Genomic DNA, 19,873 nt, shown 5'->3' on the forward strand with positions numbered 1-19,873 from the left:
TTACCTGAACCTGCCGTTGAAACTGTCAAACTGGCTGCCATTAAACACTGACGCGGAGAAAAGAAACCAAATGACGAACATTAATTATTTCTCTCCTCGCCAGTTAGCAGCTTAACTCAGACGTTAGGCGTCGGAGAGAAAAGAAGAAATGAATAAATACACATGGCCCATAACGTTCCTGTTTATTTTGATGAGTACATATGCTCTGGCACTTTCTATAGAACCTAAAGATGATTTTGAAATCGTGATCAACAAAGAAAAGAACGAGTACATGGGGATAAAATTTGACTTTCATTGCTCCAGTCATTTTGCCGACAATGGAATATACGATATAGTTATTACAGCAACGCAGAAAGAAAACGCTGCGTACATAATAGATAATACCGGAACGATAGTAATTTATGAGGGTGAAAAATTTGTATATGGCGGTAACATAACAGGTTACGAGAATGAAAAGTCGCCAGTAGAAAATATCGTGAACAAGAAGGGCGAAAGGTATAGTACTTTTTCGTTTTATCTGAACAAAAAATATATCAAAAACAGCAGATTCGGTTGCAAAATAAAAGATTCTAAAAGTAAATGTGGTGAAACTGTTAGAGTGTATTTAAAAGAAATTGTTGAATAAGCGCCTAACAACGCCACCCACACGGACTCGCAGGGGCGGTCTGTTTTTCCCCTGGCATAGTGTGGTGTTGAACTAACTTTAGCGAAGTCCGCAATCCCTGCTCTCCGGTGGTGGCGGACGTTATCTCAAAAAATATTGACATTTGTATATAATCAATATATACATAAGATGCTATGGATAGATATATATTTTTACAGGAATGTATCGGTTTCGAATGGGACCAGAACAATATTGAAAAGAATTGGGGAAAACATAATGTTACTCCGCTTGAATGTGAACAGGTTTTTTTCAATCAACCCCTTGTCATAGCTGATGATACTAAACACTCTCAAACCGAACAAAGATTCTATGTGCTTGGTCAAACAGATCTCGGGCGGAAACTATTTATCGTTTTTACAATCAGAAAGAAAAAAATCAGAATAATTTCCGCCAGAGACATGAACAAAAAAGAAAAAAGGAGCTATGAACGATATGCCTAAGAAAAAAATTCCCGTGTTTAAAAACGAAGATGAAGAGAGGGAATATTGGGCGTCTCATGATTCAACAGACTATATTGACTGGTCAAAAGCTAGAAAATCGACTTTATCAAATCTAAAGCCCTCTTTAAAAACCATCTCAATACGGCTTCCTGAAATTATGCTCGAAGAATTGAAACTACTGGCCAATAAACGAGATGTGCCTTATCAGTCCCTCATGAAAATGTTTATTGCTGAACGAGTTGAGCAGGAACTGAACAAATAATTAATTGAGATAACAATCTGCTGGTAGGGACGCGCCAACAGCCGCGCGCCCCACAGCTTGAGACGTTCCCCCTGCCCGTTGCAGCGCGGCCGGTTTTTTCGGAAAAAGCGGACAGGCTGTTTGAGTCCCGCGAAGCGGGACGAGTTCCTGTCCGCGCCGAAAAAAGCGTTTGCGCGAGGGAAGCCACGCCCTGGCGTGGCCAAGCTGCCGGGTAATATTTCTTTTGGTACTTTTCTTTGTGCCAAAGAAAAGGACACACTAAAAAGCAAAAATTCCTTATTAAAAACAACAAAAAAACTATCCCCCCTCCCCGGTTCGCTTCGCAAACAGAATAACATAAAGAAGAACGGCAAACGCCGCCACGGCCACCACGGCCGCGGCGCGGCTGTATACCCCGGCCGGCGCCAGGATCAGGGCCGCGACCCAGTGCAGCAGGACCAGTTCCCGGGAATGAAGCTGAATGGGAAAATCATCATACCGGCAGATTACGGCCAGACCGCACAGGTTCCAGCCGTACAGGGAGGCGAAGGCGTGAACCTTCAGCAGCCAGTGATAACCCTCGGGTGTATACCCGGGCAGGGTCTCCGCCAGGATATAGGCCATGCCTGAAACGGCGGTGACCATGAGAAAACAGACCCCGGAGCTTAAAAAGTTCTTTTGCTGGATGTTTTCTCCGAGCCGGTAATAGAGGATAAACGTCATGACCACCGCCGCCGACAGAATGATCGTGACGATGATCTGGGCGGAGAACATCCCCAGCAGGATGAATCCAAAAAAAACAATGACGCCCAGGTTAATGGCCCAGAAGGCCACCTCCTTGAGAGCCCGGACGCCGCCGCGGTCGGCCTGATCCAGAAAGGAAAAGATTACCGAGAGCGTGATCAGGGACACCGGAAAGGAATACCCCAGGAAAAAGACATCCAGCTCCAGCTTGGGGACGGTGATCAGTTTCAGATATTCGTTATTGGCTACCACGGCTGTTGAAAACACCAGGCCGATGGAAAGACAGAGCAGGGAGGCCTGGTGAAACTTACGGCTGACCGGCTCCCGGCGGCGGAAGAACCCGATGGGGAAAAGGGAAAAATGCCGGATCCGCGATCGCTCCACCAGAATCGCCAGCAGGAGTGAAACGATAATGGACGGCAGGTAGAAATGGAAAAACACCAGAACGGCGTAGGTCAGAGACAGAGCCAGAAACGCGGTCGCGCTGACGGAAAGTGTTCCCCGGCCTTGAGTGAAATAAAGGATAATGGTCCCGCCGGCGCAGAGGTTGAACAGAAAGATGTGCAGCCGCTGGAAACTGTACGGGGCGGCATCGACAAATAGATGCAGAAACCCGAATATCAGGGCGGTCAGAATCAGAACAAGGAAGATGGCTTTTAATCGTACGCTCACTGGTTAACCCTCTTTTCCCAACAAATGCGCCAGGCACGATGGCAGTTGCGGATACTGAAAGGAATAGCCGTGCTCCAGAAGTTTTTCCGGTAAAACCCGCGTGCCGGCCAGGGGCACTTCCCGGCCCATTTCGCCGAACGCCAGCTTGATCATGATCTCCGGGACCGGCAGAACAGCCGGCCGCGACAGCACCTTTCCCAGGATCCGGGCAAACTCGGTGTTGGTCACCGGCTCGGGCGAAACCAGATTGACCGGTCCGGCGATATCCGGCCGCATCAGCAGGTGATAAATGGCGCCCACGGCGTCATCCATGCCGATCCAGCTTAAATATTGTTTTCCCGTTCCCATCCGGCCGCCCAGGCCGGCCCGGAACAGGGGCAGCATCTTTTTCAGCGCCCCGCCTTCGGGCGTTAAAACAACGCCGATGCGCATGAGGACCACCCGGATACCGGCGTCAACGGCGGGTTGAACGGCCGCCTCCCACCCGGTGCAGACCCGGCTGATAAAGTTGCCGCCCGGGCCGGAGGTTTCGGTCATGATCTCGTCGCCGCGATCGCCGTAATAACCGATGGCCGAAGCCGACAGGAACGAGCCGGGCGGACGGGCCATGCGGGCCATGGCGCCGGTGATCAGGGTCGTCCCTTTTTCCCGGCTGTCGATGATGCGGCGTTTTTTTTCCGCTGTCCAGCGGCCTTCGCCGATGTTTTCCCCGGCCAGGTGAATGACCGCGTCCGGCCGGGCGGCCTCCAGGCGTTCGCTATCGATTTGTCCGGCGGCCGGATTCCAGAAAATTTCACTGTCTGTTTTCGGCGGACGCCGGACCAGGGTCAGAACCCGGTGGCCGCCGGTGGTTAAAAAAGGAACCAGCCGGGAACCGATGACCCCGCCGGCGCCGGTGATGACAATGGTCTGCCGGGGCCGGTCACCAAATTGCCGGTGCAGGGCCAGGTCGGCGGCCGTGACCCGGTGTCGGAAAGCGAAAATACGTTCCAGTTTCCGTATAACCAACGGACTGAATAGCGGCTGGGTGACGGCGGCCAGGGGCAGGCGAAACCGTACCGTGTCTGTCAGCCGACATTGCCCGTCCCCGGCCGGCTCAAAGGCATGGGTATGAACCCATTCCGCGAACGGCCCGCGCACCTGCCCGTCCTCAAACAGCCGATCTTCCTCATAACGGGTGTGCCGGGCGTGCCAGTGATAAGGCACGGGACCGGCCTTCATCCGCAGTACTACCTCGGCGCCGGGAAGAATCCCCCCGGAGCGGCGGATCACCTTCAGCGGATCCCAGGGCGGACTCAACCGCTCAATGGCGCCCGGCCGGGCATGCCAGGCGAAAACATCCTTTACATCCGCGTCCAGCAACGCTTGGCGGGAAAAAATGGCCATGGTTTTATCCTTTCATGACGTCGGAGCCGGGGACGGACGGCGTCGAAGCGGCCAGAAGGGAAAAATTTTCGCGACTCTTCCGGTTGCCGATGATGGCCACCAGGTCCCCGGATTCCAGCACAAAACCCGCGTCCGGGTTCGGCATCAGGCTTTTTCCCCGTACGACGCCGACCACCGAGGCGCCGGATTTTTTTCTGATTTCACTGTCGCCGATGGAATGCCCGGCCAGGGGACTGTGGGGGTTTAGGCGGAACCACTGCAGGTCGAACTGCTGTTCCGCGGCGCGGAGCTGGGAGAGAAAATGGTAGTCGTCGTTTCCCGAAAACAGGCGGCCGTAAAGCTCATGCCGGGCGGTGTCGGTGTGCCGCTGGATTTCGGTCGGCGGCACGTTCAGATGCAGCAGGGACTGGCGGGCCAGTTCCAGGCTGGCTTCGAACTCCGGCAGAACCGCCACCGCCACCCCCAGATCTTCGAACAGGGCAAAATAATCGGGGCCGGGCGCCCGGGCGATGATGTGCAGCTTCGGGTTCATGCGCCGGACCTGGCGGATGATATCCTTCGCGGCCGCCAGCCCCGGTACCGCCAGGATGAGCAGGGCCGCTTCCCGGATACCGGCCGCCTCCAGCACGAATTTCTGGGCCGCGTCCCCGAACACCACCGCCATCCTTTCGTTTTTTGCCTTTTCAAAACGGCGGTGATCCAGTTCGATTACCGCGAAGGGCGTATCCAGTTGCTTGAGCACCCGGGCGATCTGGAAGCCCACCCGTCCACCGCCGGCCACCACCACGTGGCCGCGCAGGCCTTCGTCGGGCAGGTTGAAGGTCTCCAGGGTTTCGTGGCGGAACCAGCGTTTTTTCAAGGCGTAAAGGCGGGCGGTCTGACCGGAAACCATCGGGGTCAGGACCATGGTCAGCACCGCCGCCGTCAGGATCAGGGAATAAAGGTCATGGCCGATGGAACCGGTGGTCAGCCCCACCCGGGCCAGGACGAATTCAAATTCGCCGATCTGAAACAGGCCCAGACCCACGGCCAGAGGAATAACGTTGCGGTATCCGAAAATCCGTGCGATGGCCGCGAAGATCAGTCCCTTGCCGACGCTGACCGCCAGGACCACCAGAAACACCAGGCGGAAATGGGAAAACAGATAGGTCAGATCAAAGAGCATGCCCACCGAGGTGAAAAAGAGCAGACCGAACAGATCTCGTAACGGGATGATTTCACTCAAGGCCTGGTGGCCGAAATCCGATTCGCTCAGTACCATGCCGGCCACAAAGGCACCGAAAGCAAAGGAAAGACCGGCCAGGTGGGTGATGTACCCTATTCCCAGGCCGATGGCGGTGATGGCCAGCAGGAACAGCTCCCGTGATCCGATCCGGGCGATATGGCCCATCAGCATGGGCAGCAGCCGCGTGCCCAGGATAATCATGCCGGCGATAAAGGCCGCGGCCTTGACGGCCGCGAAGCCGATCACCGGCAGTCCCGCCGCCGGGTCGTTCAACTGCGGCAGGATGATCATCATGGGAATGACGGCCAGATCCTGAACGATGAGCATGCCGATCATGACCCGGCTGGAAAGGGTGCCCATCCAGCCCTGGTTCATCAGGGTCTTGAGCAGCACCATGGTGGACGACAGGGAGATCAGCGCGCCCAGCCAGAGGGAGGCATGCCAGTCCCAGCCCATTATCCGGCCGATGCCCATGCCCAGGCCGATGGTCAGTAGCAGTTGAAGGGGGGTGCCGGCCACGGCGATCATTTTGACCGGTTTGAGGTCTTTTAAGGAAAATTCCAGGCCCAGGCCGAACAGCAGCAGGGCGATGCCGATTTCCGCCAGCAGTTCGACCTCATGGATATTGGAGACCGTCAGCCCGCCCGTGTACGGGCCCAGCAGGACGCCGGCCAGGATATAGCCGAGGATCAAAGGCTGGCCCAGGCGCTTCATCAGCAGGCCGCAAAAGAACGCGGCCACGATCAACATAATGATATCAGCGGTGATGCCCATTGTCTGTCCGGTTGTCTGGTGAGTAAATCCGGTCCGGTCAACGTGATGACCTGCCTGATCGTAAAATAGCATCATTGTTCGGTCTTACACAAGACCGTTTCCCGGATATCCGCGGATGACGGATTGCCGGATATGGCATGGGTTTTTTCGATGACCGGGAAACAACCCGGCCACAATACCGCTTGCGGTTTTTCATGGAAAACAGCAATATCATAGAGCCCAGACAGAAAGGCCTGTGAAGATTATTACCTTCATAACGCAACCGGGGAAGAACCAAACATAATAATGTACGGTAAATCCAGAATACTGACCGGGATCATCATCGCGCTGGTCCTGACTGTTGTTTCCGGATGGAAATACCTGGATTATTACGCCGTTACCCCGGCCGATCCCGGCGCGGATAAACAGGTGGTCATGGTCCGGCCCGGCCTGGGGATCAACGCCCTGTCCCGGGTGCTGGAAGAACGCCGTATCATCGACAGCCACTTGAATTTCAGGGTTTTCTTTTATCTCAAGCACCGTTATGACCGCATCAAGGCCGGTGAATACAGCCTGTCCGCGGCCATGCCGCCGGCGGAAATCATCCGCAAGCTGGTCAAAGGCGAGGTGGTCCTTCACCGGTTGACCATTCCCGAGGGGTATACCGTCCGGCAGATCGCGAAACTGGTTGACCAGACCGGCCTGGCCGACGGCGAATCGTTCCTGTGGCTGACCGCTGATAGTAAATTCCTATCCGGGCTGGGGATTTCCGCCGATACCGCCGAAGGCTATCTGTTTCCGGAAACCTATTTTTTTTCAAAGCCGATAACGGCCGAAGACATCGCCGCCGCACTGGTCGGACGCTTTCAGTCCGTGTTTTCCGCGGAATGGAAAACACGGGCCCAAGCCCTCGGCTTTTCGGTGCATCAGATCGTCACCCTGGCCTCGATTATTGAAAAGGAAACGGCGGACCCCGCGGAACGGCCCCTGATCTCCTCGGTGTTTCATAACCGCCTGAAACGGGGCATGCGGCTGGAAAGCGACCCCACCGTGATCTACGGCATTTCGGATTTTAACGGCAATATCACCCGGAAGCACCTGGATGCCCCGACGGCCTACAATACCTATCAGATCAGCGGTCTGCCGCCCGGCCCCATTGCCAGCCCCGGCCGGGCCTCCCTTGAAGCCGCTTTATACCCGGCGGAATCGGCCTTTCTTTTCTTTGTTGCAACCGGCCAGGGCGGGCACTTTTTTTCCACCAGTTATGCCGACCACAGCCGGGCCGTCCGGAAATATCAGCTCCACCAATAGGGCGCCCCCGCGCGTTTTTTTGCAAAGCGCTTTACAAAAAAAATGGGATCAAGTATAGGTTGATCGGCGGTCTGGAGGTCGCCCAAAGCGGCCAGTCGGGCCGGCGAATGTTATTAACGCGCGGATCTTAAACACGAGACGAGGGTTATTATGCAGCCGGAAACGGTTCTGGTGCTGGCCACCCGCAACCGGGGAAAAACCGAGGAGCTTCGGTCGCTGCTGGGTGCTACCGGCATTACCATAAAAAACCTGAATGATTTCGGACCAACGCCTGAAGTTGTCGAAGACGGCGCCACTTTCGACGAAAACGCCTACAAGAAATCGAGCTTTTATTCCCGCATTCTGGGGCTGCCGGCCATGGCCGACGATTCCGGGCTGGTGGTCGAAGCCCTGGGAGGCGCGCCCGGGGTCCTGTCCGCCCGGTACGGCGGCGAAAATGCCACCGACGAAGACCGCTTCCGCAAGCTCCTGGCTGAAATGACGGGCCAAACCAACCGGGCCGCGGCTTTTGAGTGCGTGATTTCCATCGCGGTTCCCACCGGCGCCGCCCTGACCTACGAGGGCCGCTGCCAGGGAGTGATTGCCGATGCCCCGGCCGGAGACGGGGGCTTTGGCTATGATCCGATCTTCTACTACCCCCCTCTTAAAAAAACTTTTGCCGAGATGAACGCGGCGGAAAAAAATCAGATCAGCCACCGGGGCCGTGCCCTGGCCGAAGTGGTGGCGGAGATGGACAAAGTAAAAACCTGGATCCGGCAGAATATGCCGGTTTTTGAAAAAGTGGCATGCAGAGATGACGATTGAAGAACTGATCATTAAAAACCGGACCTGTCGCCGGTTTTACGAAAATCACCCGGTTTCAAAAGAAACGCTGCTGTCCCTGGTGAACCTGGCCCGGTTGTCGGCCTCGGCAGCCAACCGGCAGCCCCTGCGGTATATCCTTTCCTGGGAAAAAGCGCGCAATGACAAGATTTTCCCCTGCCTGGCCTGGGCCGCCTATCTGACGGACTGGACCGGCCCGGTCGAGGGGGAGCGGCCGGCGGCCTATATCATCATCACCGGCGACACCACCATCACCGACAATTTCTGGTGCGACCACGGGATCGTCAGCCAGAGCATGCTCCTCGGCGCCCGGGAAGCGGGCCTGGCCGGCTGCCTGGTCGGCGCTTTCAATGAAAAGAAGCTGCGGGAGGCGCTGGGGATTCCGGACCACTTAAAGATCCTGCTGGTGCTGGCCCTGGGAAAACCCAAGGAAAAGGTGGTCATCGACGTGTTGGGACCGGACGGCGATATCCGCTACTGGCGGGATGCCCACGGCGTTCACCACGTTCCCAAGCGGAGTCTGGATGATGTAATCATTGAGGTTGTTGAATAAAATATATTGTCACCCAAAGGAGGAGGTCTGGCATGACACAAATTGATATCGCACGGATCATCGGCGGCATCGGGACGCTGGATGAGGCCCGGAAGGTTTTTGAAAAGAAGATGGACGCGGCCAATCTGGCCAAAATCAATAAAATCAAAACCGAGGCGGCCCTGATCAAGATCGCCAACGCCATTGCCATGGGCCAGCCGGACGCGGTTTTTGTCAACTCCGGTTCGGCCGAGGACAAGCAGTGGGTCCGCAACCACGCCCTGGAAAAAGGCGAGGAAGCGCCCCTGGCCATGAAGAACCACACCATTCATTTTGATTTAAAGGACGAGCAGGGACGGATCATCGACCGGACCTACTATATCATCAATGAAGGCGAACCCATCAGTTCCCTGGCCAAGAAAATGCTCCGGCAGCAGGCTACCGAAGAGGTCCGCGCCCACATGACCGGCATCATGCGCGGCAAGACCCTGATCGTGGGATTTTACTCCCGGGGACCGGCCGGCGCGCCGGTCTCCAATCCGGCCATCGAAATTACTTCTTCGGCCTACGTTACCCACAGCGCCGAAATTCTCTACCGCAATATTTTCGACCGGTTTGACGCCGAAGTGAAGGCCCGGGGCCACTTCTTCGCCAACATTCACAGCGAAGGGAAAAACCGGACCGAGGACCTGCCCAACGCCCGGGTATTCATGGACAGAAAAGACCGCACCACCTACAGCTTCAACTGCACCTACGCCGGCAACACCCTGATGATGAAAAAAGGCAACCATCGCTTCGCGGTGGACAAGGCGGTTTACGAAGGCCAGGGTCTGGAAGCGGCCGAGCACATGTTTATTACCGGTATCCAGGGGCCCGGCGGCCGGGTGACCTGGTGCGCCGGCGCGGCCCCCAGCGGCTGCGGCAAGACCACCACCGCCATGGCCGGGAACTTTTTCGTGGGCGATGACCTGGCCCAGATGTGGATCGAAAAGAGCGATGGCTCCATCCGCTCCATCAACCCGGAGTGCGGCATCTTCGGCATTGTCGAGGACGTCAACATGGAAGGCGATCCCATGCTCATGGCCAAACTCAGAAACGAGGGGGCCGAGGTCATCTGGTCCAACGTGCTGATCGACGAGAACAAGGTCCCCCACTGGGTCGGCAACGGCGAAATCATGCCGGACAAGGGGTTTAACTTCCAGGGCAAATGGGAAAAGGGCATGGTCGACGCCAAGGGCAAGCCCGTGCCGCCGTCCCACCCCAACGCCCGCTGCACCATCTCCTCCACGGCCCTGGCCAACTACTCGGACAAGGCCGAGGACCCGGCCGGCGTGGAGACCCGGATCATCACCTACAGCGGCCGCGATGCCGACACCATGCCCCCGGTCTGGGTGGCCCCGGATTCCGAGTACGGCGTCTTTATCGGGGCCTGTATCGTTTCCGCGGCCACGGCCACGGAAGTCGGCGCCTCCGGCGTCAAGCGGGCGCCCTGGGCCAACGCGCCGTTTATTCCGGGCGCACTGGGAGACTACATGGCCTCCCAGTTCGAGTTCTTCGGCAGCAAAAAGATCGCCGCCGACAAGCGGCCCATCATGGCCGGGCTGAACTATTTTCTCACGGACGCGGCCCGGGGCGGAACATCGCCCAAACTCCTGGGCGAGAAAAAGGACGTCAAGGTCTGGCTGGGCTGGCTGGAGCGCATGGCCCACGGCGATGTCGCGTCCATTGACACGCCCATCGGCCGGCTGCCGAAATACGATGACCTTAAGGCCCTGTTCTCTTCGCTGATCAACAAGCCGTACTCCTACGAACTGTACGAAAAGCAGTTCTCGATTTACGTGGACAACATCCTGGCCCGGCTGAATCTGCAGGAAGAAGCCTACCGTAAGGACGAAAACATCCCCGACCGTTTCTTTGAAATCCTGAACGAGCAGAGAAAGGCACTGGAAGCGCTCAAGGCGAAGTTCGGCGCCATCGTCAAACCCAAGCAACTGGAAAGCATGTAGCGCCCGCTGCTATAATTTTACAAAAGGCCATCCGCGATCACCCGATCCGGATGGCCTTTTTTGTAAATCCCGCGGTCGGCGGATTATAAGTCAGGATGTAAAAGAACATAAGCAACGATGCCCCTGCCCGTTGACATTCCCTCTGTTTTCCTTCAATATCAAACAAACATTTATTTGAAGGAAAACCGTTTGAATTCTTTTGCTTTTCACCCACAAACCGGTTCATTAACGACGCATTATATTGGCGATAAGCGCAAACCCGGATGACCCAGGAAGATAATATGAAAAAAATTTTGATAACCGGAGCGGCAGGTAACCTGGGCAGCCTGCTGGCCAGATTCATTCTCGAAAATGAAAAAGATCTTAAACTGATTCTCATGCGGCACCAGGCAAAGGTACCCGATGATATCTCAGAGAGCCCGGGAGTGACTCTAAGACAAGCCGATCTTTCCAATCCGGATACGCTCTACGACTGCCTGGATGGCGTGGACATCATCGTCCATTTTGCCGGCGTGCTGTTTAAAGCCAATCCTGAAAAATTTCTCCCTGTAACCAACACCCGGTATTTCCAGAATCTGGTTGACGTTGGAAAGAAGAAGAATGTTAAAAAAATCATATTGATCAGTTTTCCGCATGTGGAGGGGCCTACCGGCCGAAATAATCCGGCCATCGGCAGGCTGGACGGTCAGCCCGTGTCGGTTCATGCCACAACGCGGCTCGAGGAAGAACAATACCTGTTTAAAGAGGTGGAACAACCCATATCTCTCCGGGCGGGCATGGTATACGGCCAGGGAATTTTGATGATCGATGCCGCGCAATGGTTCGCGAAAAAATGGCTTCTCGGGGTCTGGAAGGAACCGACGGAAATCCATCTGATCTCAAAAACCGATTTCTGCCGGGCGGTGGTGGCGGCCGTGAAGAACGGGGACGCCAAAGGCATTTATCATATCGGCGACGAGGGCGATGATACCCTCCAGTCCTTTCTCGATCTGGCCTGTGACGCCTGGGGCTGTAAAAGGCCATGGCGGATGCCGCTGTGGCTCATTTATGCCGCCGCCGCCGGATTTGAGATGGCTTCCAGTATTTTCGGCACCAAAAGTCCCCTGACCCGGGACTTTATCGATATCGGCCGTGTTTCTTACTTTGGCGATACGTCCCGTTTCAGACGAGAGTTGTTGCCCGACCTTACATTTCGGAATATTGCTGAGGGGCTCGAAGAACTGAAAGCATAAATCCCTGCCCGTTGCAGCGCCGTCACGCTGAAGGCCGGGTGCTGCCGGACGGATAGTAAAGATAAGGACATATAATAAGGAAGACCGCGGGGAATGGTTTTGTTCGCTCACCTGATCATTTTGGGCGGGTTCATCGTCCCCGGCTGAATTTCTCGAACTCGGGCTGACGCCCTCAAACAGCGAGAAATTCTTTACGCCGGGGACATCGAACCCTTTCTCCCCAAAATGATCAACGTTCGCTCCCAAAGCCCTTTTCCCGCGGTCGGTAATAATCTTAGATGAATCACCATTCGGATCGATTCGAAGCGGTAATAATAAAACCGGCAATTTAAAAAATTGTTTTATATTATTGGGTAATAAGGGCGAAGATATGGAATGGGTTTCAGCTTTGTTTGGATTTGCTATGGGGCTACTTGCTACCCTGGTTGGGGTTAGACTTCAAAGGAGTTGGCAAGAGCATGATGATAACCAATTTTGTCAGAATATTCTTAAAAGCCTCATTGTTGAAATTCAAAACGGCCTTGAACGAACAAAGAGTCTAACCAGTTTGCGCGATCAAAGTAAAATTTCATTCGGACGTATTTATATTGCCTTATGGGGTTCTGTCAGTCAGAGGTTAGCTGGAAGTTTAAAAGATGGTGAGGTCCTCAACCTGCTTCATCAAATTTATTATCGTTTTGACCTGATAAATTTCAACTTTGAAAAAAACCGTCCGGAAGCAAGTGGAGCGTTTGCTGCAACTTATGTCGAAGAGATAGAAAACAATCTTAATCTGTTGAAAAACCGCATTGGTTTGAAGGACACAGCTATTCTAACGACCGGTTCAGCCGATGCAAAAAGAATTGTAGCGAACTAATAGAGATGTTTGAAATTCGGGGCTTGTCCCTGCCCGTTGCAACGCCGCCGAGCGTGAGCGATTTTTTCGGGGAAAGCGGGCAGACTGTTTGAGCGCCGGTTCCCGGAGAAAATATGATAAAGGGAGGTTATGCTCGATCTGGAAGTCATGTTTTAATGCCGGTTCACAAGCGAGTTTCTGCCCGCGCCGAAAAAAGCGTTCGCGCGAGGGAAGTCACGCCGCAGGCGTGGCCGGCGCTGCCGGGAAATGTTTCTTTTGGTACTTTTCTTTGCGCCAAAGAAAAGTACATATAAAAAAAATAAAATAAAGATAAACTACCTTCATTATAAAAAAGAAAAAAAACAATAATGACCAACACCCCCCACTCCCCACAAACCCCACAAAAAAAAATAAAAACCTGGGCCGTGGAAACGGCCCGGGTCATGTTCACCCGTCGCATGGCCGCCATGTTCTTTCTCGGCTTTTCCTCCGGCTTTCCGTTCTATATTATCAAAGACGTGCTCAAGGCCTGGATGACGGACGCCGGCATCGACCTGGCCACCATCGGCCTGTTCTCGGCGGTCAGCCTACCTTATACCCTCAAGTTCCTCTGGTCGCCCCTCATGGACCGGTTCGTGCCGCCTTTTTTCGGCCGCCGCCGGGGCTGGATCCTCATCGCCCAGATCGGACTGGTGGCCGCCATCGCCGTTCTGGGGCAGTTTGATCCCGGGAAATCCCTGATCTGGATCGCCATCGCGGCCATGGCCGTGTCGTTTTTCGGGGCCAGTCAGGACATTGCCCTGGACGCCTTCCGGCGGGAGTACCTCTCGGAGGAGGAACTGGGCTTCGGCACCGGTGTGTGGATGAACGCCTGGCGTCTGGGCATGTACGTGTCCGTTGGCCTGGCTTTTCTCACGGCCGACGCCCGCGTGGATTGGGCCACCATCCACCTGCTGCTGGCGGCCATGATGGTTGTGGGCATCGTCACCACCCTGATGGTGCGCGAGCCGGACATGCCGCCGGAAGCGCCGCGCTCCCTGCAGGCCGCCATCATCGAACCGTTTACCGAATTCTTCCGGCGGGACGGGGCTTTCATCATTCTGCTGTTCATCCTGCTCTATAAACTCGGGGACAACATGGCCGGCGCCCTGAACATTCCCTTTATCCTGAAAATGGGCTTTTCCAAAACCGAATATCTTGTTATTGTCAAGGGCATCGGCATGATGGGGATGTTCGGCGGCGTCCTGCTGGGCGGCGCGCTCATGATCCGCCTCGGCATTGCCCGGTCCCTGTGGGTATTCGGCGCGTTCCAGGCCGTTTCCACGGCCGGCTTTGCCCTGCTGGTCATTATCGATCATGAGTCCCGGTTCTGGGTCGCGCACCGCCAGTCCCTGCTCTCCGCCATTGTCTGCTTTGAATTTTTTTCCACCGGCCTGGGCCAGGCGGCCTACGCCACTTACATGGCGGTGAAAACCAACCGCCAGTTCACCGCCACCCAGTACGCCCTGCTGACCAGTCTCATGGCCGTGCCGGGCGCCCTGGCCGCCATGGTCACCGGGTATATGGCGGAGTATCTGGGCTGGAGCGGGTTTTACATAACCTGCGCCCTGCTGGCCGTTCCCGGCATGCTGCTGCTCTTAAAACTGGCGCCCTGGAACGCCACCAACCGGGAACTGGATGATGGAGGATCGGAAAAATGAAAGCCATTCAGAAGAAGATCACGGCCCTGGCCGAAGAACGGCGGCGCATTCTGGCTCTGCCGCCCGGACAGGCCATGGACGCCATCATCAGCTCACCGGACGGCCAGGCCATCGTCCACTCCATGGCCGACCAGGATTTTCACCTGCTGGTCAACGGAATCGGCCCGGATGACGCCCTGGAGCTGCTGTCCCTGGCGTCCAACCGGCAATGGGAATATATCCTGGACATGGAGGCCTGGAACCGGGAGCAGATCGAAAGCAAGCCGGTGGTCACCTGGTTCAACCTGCTCATGGAGGCGGATGAAGACCGGTTTGTTACCTGGATGCTAACGGAGAAGATCGACTTTCTGGAGTTGTTTCTGAACTACAATATCGAAAGCGGTTTCCGGGCCCACGACCAGGATGCCTCTGAAATCAGCGACGACTATTTTACTTTTGACGACATCCATTATGTCCGCTTTGTCCGCCGGGAGCATCCCGGTTCGGTCGTTAATAAGGAGGACGTGGCTTTCCGCGACGACGTGCTCTTTCGCTTTCTGCGCAAAGTGGCGGAAAAGGATCACCCGGCTTTTCAGGCGATTCTGGCCTATGCCGCCAATGTGCTGCCGGCCGAAGCCGAGGAGGAAGCCTACCGGCTGCGAAGCGTCCGGCTGGCTGAAAAAGGGCTGCTGCCCTTTGCGGAAGCCGTCGGTATTTACCAGCCGGTCCGGTCCGGTACACCGCTGCCAAAAAAACGCAAAGGCGTGGCGGTGGTGGATATCCGCCTCCCGGTTCCGGTCACGCCTTCCGGCCTGCCCGACCGCGAAACGGTTTTTTCGCGTGCCCTGGCCCTGATCGACTCGTCGCAAACCCTGCTCGAACTTCAGGCCGAATTCGCCGCCCTGTGTAACCGGTTGGCCGTGGCCGATCAGTTGACGATCCGGGAAAAACGCGATTTGGAACACATTGTCCGCAAGGCCTGCGGCTATCTTCATATCGGGTTTACCGAACTCACCGGGCAGACCCTGCCGGATCCGGTCCGGGCGGCGGCGCTCATGGCCGGCCATTTTCTGGCCGATATTTTTAAAACCGGCTACAGCCGTGTCACGGCCGTCAAGAGCCGGGCCGAAAAATGGTACCGGAACAGCTGGTGCCGGAAAAACAACCTGCCGGTCAGTTTCTGGGGGGAAGAGCGTCAGGGAATCCTGGGCGGGCTGCTGGTCAAGCGGCCGCTTTTCTGCGATGCCCAACGTAACGGCATGTTCCGGGAGTTTGAAGGCCCGGCGGACGTGGCCGTGGCCCAGAGAGCCCTGGATCAGGTCATGACGCTGGACGCCCTGCTGTCGGTGATGGGCCTTGATCTTTCCCCGGTGTCACAGGAGGTGCTGACGGTCGAAAACCTGCTGCTGACCCTCTGGGCCAGGCACCATCTGGGGCTGCCGGAGATTGTGGATTTTATCGATATCCGGGAGTTCCGCCCGTTTCTCAAGGAACTCCTGGGTGATGACGCCGGGCAGCCGGTTCCGGCCATCGGCGATGACATGAAGGAATCCTTTGCCTTCTGGCTGGCCGGCCGGACAGGCCGGGCGCCGGAAGACATCATTCAGGATGCCGGCCCGGTTCTGGAATCCTTTTTTTCCGGCATCGTGGAGGAGTACGGCGCGGTACCGCCGGAATCCCTGGACCCCAAATTCATCGACCTGTTCCTGGTGTGCTGATGACCGACCTGATATCCGCCCCTGATATCCCCTGGCCCTGGGCGTTTCCGGGCCGGCAGGACCGGATTCATTATTTCCCGCGAACCGGCTCCACCATGGACGACGCCCGCCGCCTGGCGGACCGGGGCTGCCCTCATATGACCGTGGTAATCGCCGGCGTTCAGACCAAGGGGCGCGGGAGGATGGACCGGACCTGGGCCTCGGACGACGGCGGGCTTTATTTTACCATGGTGATAAAGCCGGAAGGGGTGGTCCGGCCGGCGGAGGCCGTCAAATTCAATTTCATGGCCTCTCTGGCCCTGGCGGAGACCATCCGGGAGGAGTGCCGCGTCGACGCCCGGGTCAAATGGCCCAATGACCTGATGGTCGAGGGCCGGAAACTGTCGGGCATGCTTTCCGAAATGGAGGCCCCGGACGGCGTCATCGATTATGTGAATATCGGCATCGGCCTTAACGTCAACAACGACCCGCCGGCCATTGATCCCCCACCCGTCTCTCTCCGCTCCCTGACCGGCCGGTCATTCTCCCGGATCAGAATCCTCGGTCTTTTTCTGGACCGCTTCGAGGCGCTGCTGCAAAACCGCCCGGATTTTGCCGCCGTCATGACCGGATGGAAAAAATACGCCGGCAGCCTCAACCGCGAGGTGACCATCGTCACCCTCAGGGAAACCCTGCATGGATTTGCCGAGGACGTGGACGGCCAGGGCGCGCTGGTCCTGCGTCTTGCCGACGGAACGCGGCGGACCGTCTGCTGCGGGGACTGCTTTTACGGGTAATGCCAATTTGATGGAGGAAGAAAAAATGCAGGTTCTCTTTATCATCAAATCCGATGACGCTGAAACCGTGTATAACGCCATGCGCCTGGCCAATACCGGGGTGAAAAAAGGCGATGACGTCAGCGTGTTCATGCTGGGCAAAGGCGTCCTGTTCGAGCAGATCAGCACCGAGGCCTTTCCCGTGGCCGGGGAGATCGAACGGTTCGAAGGAGATTTCTATGTTTGAGGGGTGTGCATGAAAGCCCACGGTCTGGTGGGCAATAAAACCTGCCCCATCGCCTGGATGGACGACCTGTATGGCCTGATGGCGGAAGCCGACAAGGTGCTGACGTTTTAGCCCCGGATGACGTCCGGGCTTGAAAAAGCATGGTATCTGGTTTATTTTCTTTTAAAAATCAAACCGATTAACCCGGGAAGGGAACCAAGAGGAGGTATTTCATGATGGTAAAACGTTTCAGCGACATGCTTTTAAAAAACTTCGGGCGTTTAAACTGCTGGTCGATGGCGGCCTTTCTGGCGGCCCTGGCCGTTGTCTGTCCGCCGCCCTGCCCGGCGGCTGATGATGACCCCCGGGCCCGGGCGGTCATGGAAAAGGTGGACGCGCGGGATGACGGCGACAATATGGTGGCCGACATGAAGATGATCCTGATCGACAAGAACGGCAAGACCCGCGAGCGCATCATGCGGACCTTCAGCAAGGACGTGGGGCCGGACACCTATCAGATCATCTTTTTTACCGAACCGGCCCAGGTCAAGGACACCGGTTTTCTGACCTATGATTACGACGACCCCAATAAGGATGACGACCAGTGGCTGTATCTGCCGGCCTTAAAGAAAACCAAGCGCATCGCCGCCAGCGACAAGACCGACTCCTTCATGGGATCGGATTTTTCCTACGCGGACATGACCGAAGCCGAGCTCGAAAACTATAACTACAAGCTGATCAAGGAGGACGAGGTTTACGGCAGCAAGGTCTGGGTGATTGAGGCCGTGCCCGTCAACCAGAAGGTCATCGATACCTTCGGTTACAGCAAGTCACTGATTTTCGTGCGCCAGGACAATTTCGTCATTGTCCGGGCGGTACTCTGGCTGGCGGACAGCAGCGACGTTAAATACATGGACGTTAAGAAGCTGGACCAGGTGGACGGCATCTGGGTGGCGGCCGAAACCCACATGACGGTCAAAAAAGGGGATGAAACGGTTCATCAGACCATCATGCTCAGAAACAATGTCGCCTTCAACCAGAAGCTGGAAGAAGGGCTGTTTACCGAACGCAGTCTGGAAAAAGGGTTGTAGTCAGCCGGGGGGAAATCATGAAACATGTTTGTTTGTTGAAACGACTGTGCGGTCCGGTGCTGGTCGCCGTTGTGTTGCTGCTGCCGCTGACGGCGGCGGTGGATTCGTATGCCGGCGCCACCGGTTATGAAGACGTCATGTCCGGTTTTGATGAGAAAGGCGCTTCGGCCGCGAACGCTCCGGCGGCGGGTGAAGACGAAGGCCTGGCCGGCCGCCTGGACTTAAGCGGCGAGGCGACTCTGTCCTCCGTCTGGAACGTGGCCCATGAGAAGCCGGATCCGGGTCAGACCGACTATCGCGGCCTGTCCCGCCTGCGGGCGTCTCTGGATCTGACCCTGGAAGCGAAATTCACCGACACCTGGGGCGGCCAGGTCAGCGGCCGGGGGTTCTATGATTTCGCCTACCACATCCAGGGCCATGACGAGTTCACCCGCGACGTGCTGGATGAATACGAGGACGAGCTGGAATTCCGCGAGACCTATATCGAGGGCAAACCGGCACCGGGCCTGGACATCCGGGCGGGCCGGCAGCTGGTAATCTGGGGCAATTCGGAAACGTTCCGGGTGACGGACATCATAAACCCCCTGGACAGCCGCGATCCGGGCCTGGTGGATATCGAAGACCTGCGGCTGCCGGTGTGCATGATCCGGACGGACTATCAATGGCGGAACCCCTCGGGCTATTATGACCTTACCGGCATCGTCATTCCGGAACTGCGTTTCAACAAAACGCCGGTGTACGGCAACGATTTTTACCCCTTTGACATGTCCCTGCCCCACGAAGAAATTCCCGGCCAGAGCTTTGAGAACAGCGAGTATGCCATGGCGCTCAAGGGGGTGTTCCCGCACTGGGATTTTTCCCTGTACGGCGCCTATTATTACGACAATGAAAGTTACATGGAAAAAACCGGGGTCATTTCCTACCCCATTCAACTTCCCGACAACAGCGTCATCTGGCAGACGGTGGACATTTATGAACGCTGGCACTCCCGCCTGTGGATGACGGGCCTGTGCGTCAATTACGCCGTAGGCGACTGGCTGCTCAAAACCGAACTGGCGCGATCCGACGGCTACCAGTACGCCAATGACGACGGCCGCAAGTCCCAGACCCGGGGATTGGCCGGCGTCGAATACATGGGCTTCACCGACACGACTCTGACCCTGGAGTTTATGCAGTCCGTCCTCAACGGGTATGACCACGACATGGGCGAGGCTCCGGATTATGCCGATTCCAGCCGCTTTGACACGGCCTTCCGGTTCACCCAGAACCGGATGAACGACCGCCTGGAACTGGTCTTCGTGGCCGTGGTCATGGGCATGGAGGCCGAGGACGGGCTGATCGAGCGTCTCTCCGCCGCCTACGACATCACCGATGCCTTCACGGTGACCGGGGGCTGTATCTTCTACCAGGACGGCGACAGTGTGCTCAACGACAACATTCACGACAACAACCGGGTATTTATGGATCTGACGTATGCCTTTTAACGATACGGAAGAACGGCCTTTCGCAGGGGCACGGCGCGCCACGCCCCTGCCGGTTTA

General features: G+C 56.4%; 19 protein-coding genes. 15 read left to right on the plus strand and 4 right to left on the minus strand.

Annotated features, from left to right (window positions below; translation table 11 throughout):
- The first annotated feature begins 148 nt into the window (after positions 1 to 148).
- From AB1724_02750 to AB1724_02760, 3 genes are all read left to right on the plus strand, one after another.
- A complete protein-coding gene (locus AB1724_02750) occupies positions 149 to 625 on the plus strand; it encodes a hypothetical protein (GenBank protein ID MEW6076712.1) in 477 nt (158 codons plus the stop codon).
- Between the two features lie 173 nt (positions 626 to 798).
- Positions 799 to 1,104, plus strand: a complete 306-nt coding sequence (locus AB1724_02755; GenBank protein MEW6076713.1) for a BrnT family toxin — start codon at positions 799 to 801, stop codon at positions 1,102 to 1,104.
- Positions 1,097 to 1,366: a BrnA antitoxin family protein gene (locus AB1724_02760; GenBank protein MEW6076714.1), complete on the plus strand. Its 270-nt coding sequence runs from the start codon at positions 1,097 to 1,099 to the stop codon at positions 1,364 to 1,366. The genes AB1724_02755 and AB1724_02760 overlap by 8 nt, the downstream gene beginning before the upstream one ends.
- Before the next feature lie 297 nt (positions 1,367 to 1,663).
- On the opposite strand, the gene AB1724_02765 is transcribed toward AB1724_02760, so the two are convergent.
- The 3 genes from AB1724_02765 to AB1724_02775 are packed head-to-tail and all read right to left on the minus strand — an operon-like array spanning position 1,664 to position 6,146.
- Positions 1,664 to 2,761, minus strand: coding sequence for a hypothetical protein (locus tag AB1724_02765; protein MEW6076715.1), 1,098 nt, complete (start codon positions 2,759 to 2,761; stop codon positions 1,664 to 1,666).
- 3 nt (positions 2,762 to 2,764) lie between these two features.
- The gene (locus AB1724_02770; protein MEW6076716.1) at positions 2,765 to 4,147 is read right to left on the minus strand and encodes a TIGR01777 family oxidoreductase; all 1,383 of its coding nucleotides are present in this window, start codon (positions 4,145 to 4,147) and stop codon (positions 2,765 to 2,767) included.
- 4 nt (positions 4,148 to 4,151) lie between these two features.
- A complete protein-coding gene (locus tag AB1724_02775; protein ID MEW6076717.1) occupies positions 4,152 to 6,146 on the minus strand; it encodes a cation:proton antiporter in 1,995 nt (664 codons plus the stop codon).
- 285 nt (positions 6,147 to 6,431) lie between these two features.
- Here AB1724_02775 and mltG point away from each other — a divergent pair, with 285 nt between their 5' ends.
- From mltG to AB1724_02805, 6 genes are all read left to right on the plus strand, one after another.
- Positions 6,432 to 7,436, plus strand: a complete 1,005-nt coding sequence (mltG, locus tag AB1724_02780) for an endolytic transglycosylase MltG (protein MEW6076718.1) — start codon at positions 6,432 to 6,434, stop codon at positions 7,434 to 7,436.
- Between the two features lie 150 nt (positions 7,437 to 7,586).
- Positions 7,587 to 8,240, plus strand: coding sequence for an XTP/dITP diphosphatase (locus AB1724_02785; protein MEW6076719.1), 654 nt, complete (start codon positions 7,587 to 7,589; stop codon positions 8,238 to 8,240).
- Positions 8,230 to 8,811, plus strand: a complete 582-nt coding sequence (locus AB1724_02790; GenBank protein MEW6076720.1) for a nitroreductase family protein — start codon at positions 8,230 to 8,232, stop codon at positions 8,809 to 8,811. The genes AB1724_02785 and AB1724_02790 overlap by 11 nt, the downstream gene beginning before the upstream one ends.
- 32 nt (positions 8,812 to 8,843) lie before the next feature.
- The gene (locus AB1724_02795; GenBank protein MEW6076721.1) at positions 8,844 to 10,796 is read left to right on the plus strand and encodes a phosphoenolpyruvate carboxykinase (GTP); all 1,953 of its coding nucleotides are present in this window, start codon (positions 8,844 to 8,846) and stop codon (positions 10,794 to 10,796) included.
- 281 nt (positions 10,797 to 11,077) lie between these two features.
- On the plus strand, positions 11,078 to 12,028 hold the full coding sequence (locus tag AB1724_02800; GenBank protein ID MEW6076722.1) for an NAD-dependent epimerase/dehydratase family protein: 951 nt from the start codon (positions 11,078 to 11,080) through the stop codon (positions 12,026 to 12,028).
- 370 nt (positions 12,029 to 12,398) lie between these two features.
- A complete protein-coding gene (locus tag AB1724_02805) occupies positions 12,399 to 12,884 on the plus strand; it encodes a hypothetical protein (GenBank protein MEW6076723.1) in 486 nt (161 codons plus the stop codon).
- Positions 12,885 to 13,047: 163 nt separating this feature from the next.
- Here AB1724_02805 and AB1724_02810 read toward each other — a convergent pair whose 3' ends face one another.
- Positions 13,048 to 13,332, minus strand: coding sequence for a hypothetical protein (locus tag AB1724_02810; protein ID MEW6076724.1), 285 nt, complete (start codon positions 13,330 to 13,332; stop codon positions 13,048 to 13,050).
- Here AB1724_02810 and AB1724_02815 point away from each other — a divergent pair.
- From AB1724_02815 to AB1724_02840, 6 genes are all read left to right on the plus strand, one after another.
- A complete protein-coding gene (locus tag AB1724_02815) occupies positions 13,307 to 14,563 on the plus strand; it encodes an AmpG family muropeptide MFS transporter (GenBank protein ID MEW6076725.1) in 1,257 nt (418 codons plus the stop codon). The two genes, AB1724_02810 and AB1724_02815, sit on opposite strands and share 26 nt — an antisense overlap.
- Positions 14,560 to 16,260, plus strand: a complete 1,701-nt coding sequence (locus AB1724_02820; GenBank protein ID MEW6076726.1) for a DUF6178 family protein — start codon at positions 14,560 to 14,562, stop codon at positions 16,258 to 16,260. The genes AB1724_02815 and AB1724_02820 overlap by 4 nt, the downstream gene beginning before the upstream one ends.
- Positions 16,260 to 17,036, plus strand: coding sequence for a biotin--[acetyl-CoA-carboxylase] ligase (locus tag AB1724_02825; GenBank protein ID MEW6076727.1), 777 nt, complete (start codon positions 16,260 to 16,262; stop codon positions 17,034 to 17,036). Before AB1724_02820 ends, AB1724_02825 begins: the two co-directional genes overlap by 1 nt.
- 25 nt (positions 17,037 to 17,061) lie before the next feature.
- Positions 17,062 to 17,373: a DsrE family protein gene (locus AB1724_02830; protein ID MEW6076728.1), complete on the plus strand. Its 312-nt coding sequence runs from the start codon at positions 17,062 to 17,064 to the stop codon at positions 17,371 to 17,373.
- A 101-nt stretch (positions 17,374 to 17,474) separates the two neighbouring features.
- Positions 17,475 to 18,332, plus strand: a complete 858-nt coding sequence (locus AB1724_02835) for an outer membrane lipoprotein-sorting protein (GenBank protein MEW6076729.1) — start codon at positions 17,475 to 17,477, stop codon at positions 18,330 to 18,332.
- A 17-nt stretch (positions 18,333 to 18,349) separates the two neighbouring features.
- Positions 18,350 to 19,816, plus strand: coding sequence for a DUF1302 family protein (locus tag AB1724_02840; protein ID MEW6076730.1), 1,467 nt, complete (start codon positions 18,350 to 18,352; stop codon positions 19,814 to 19,816).
- Positions 19,817 to 19,873: the final 57 nt, after the last annotated feature.

It is taken from the genome of Thermodesulfobacteriota bacterium, assembly GCA_040753795.1.
In the GTDB taxonomy this organism is placed as follows: domain Bacteria; phylum Desulfobacterota; class Desulfobacteria; order Desulfobacterales; family Desulfosudaceae; genus JBFMDX01.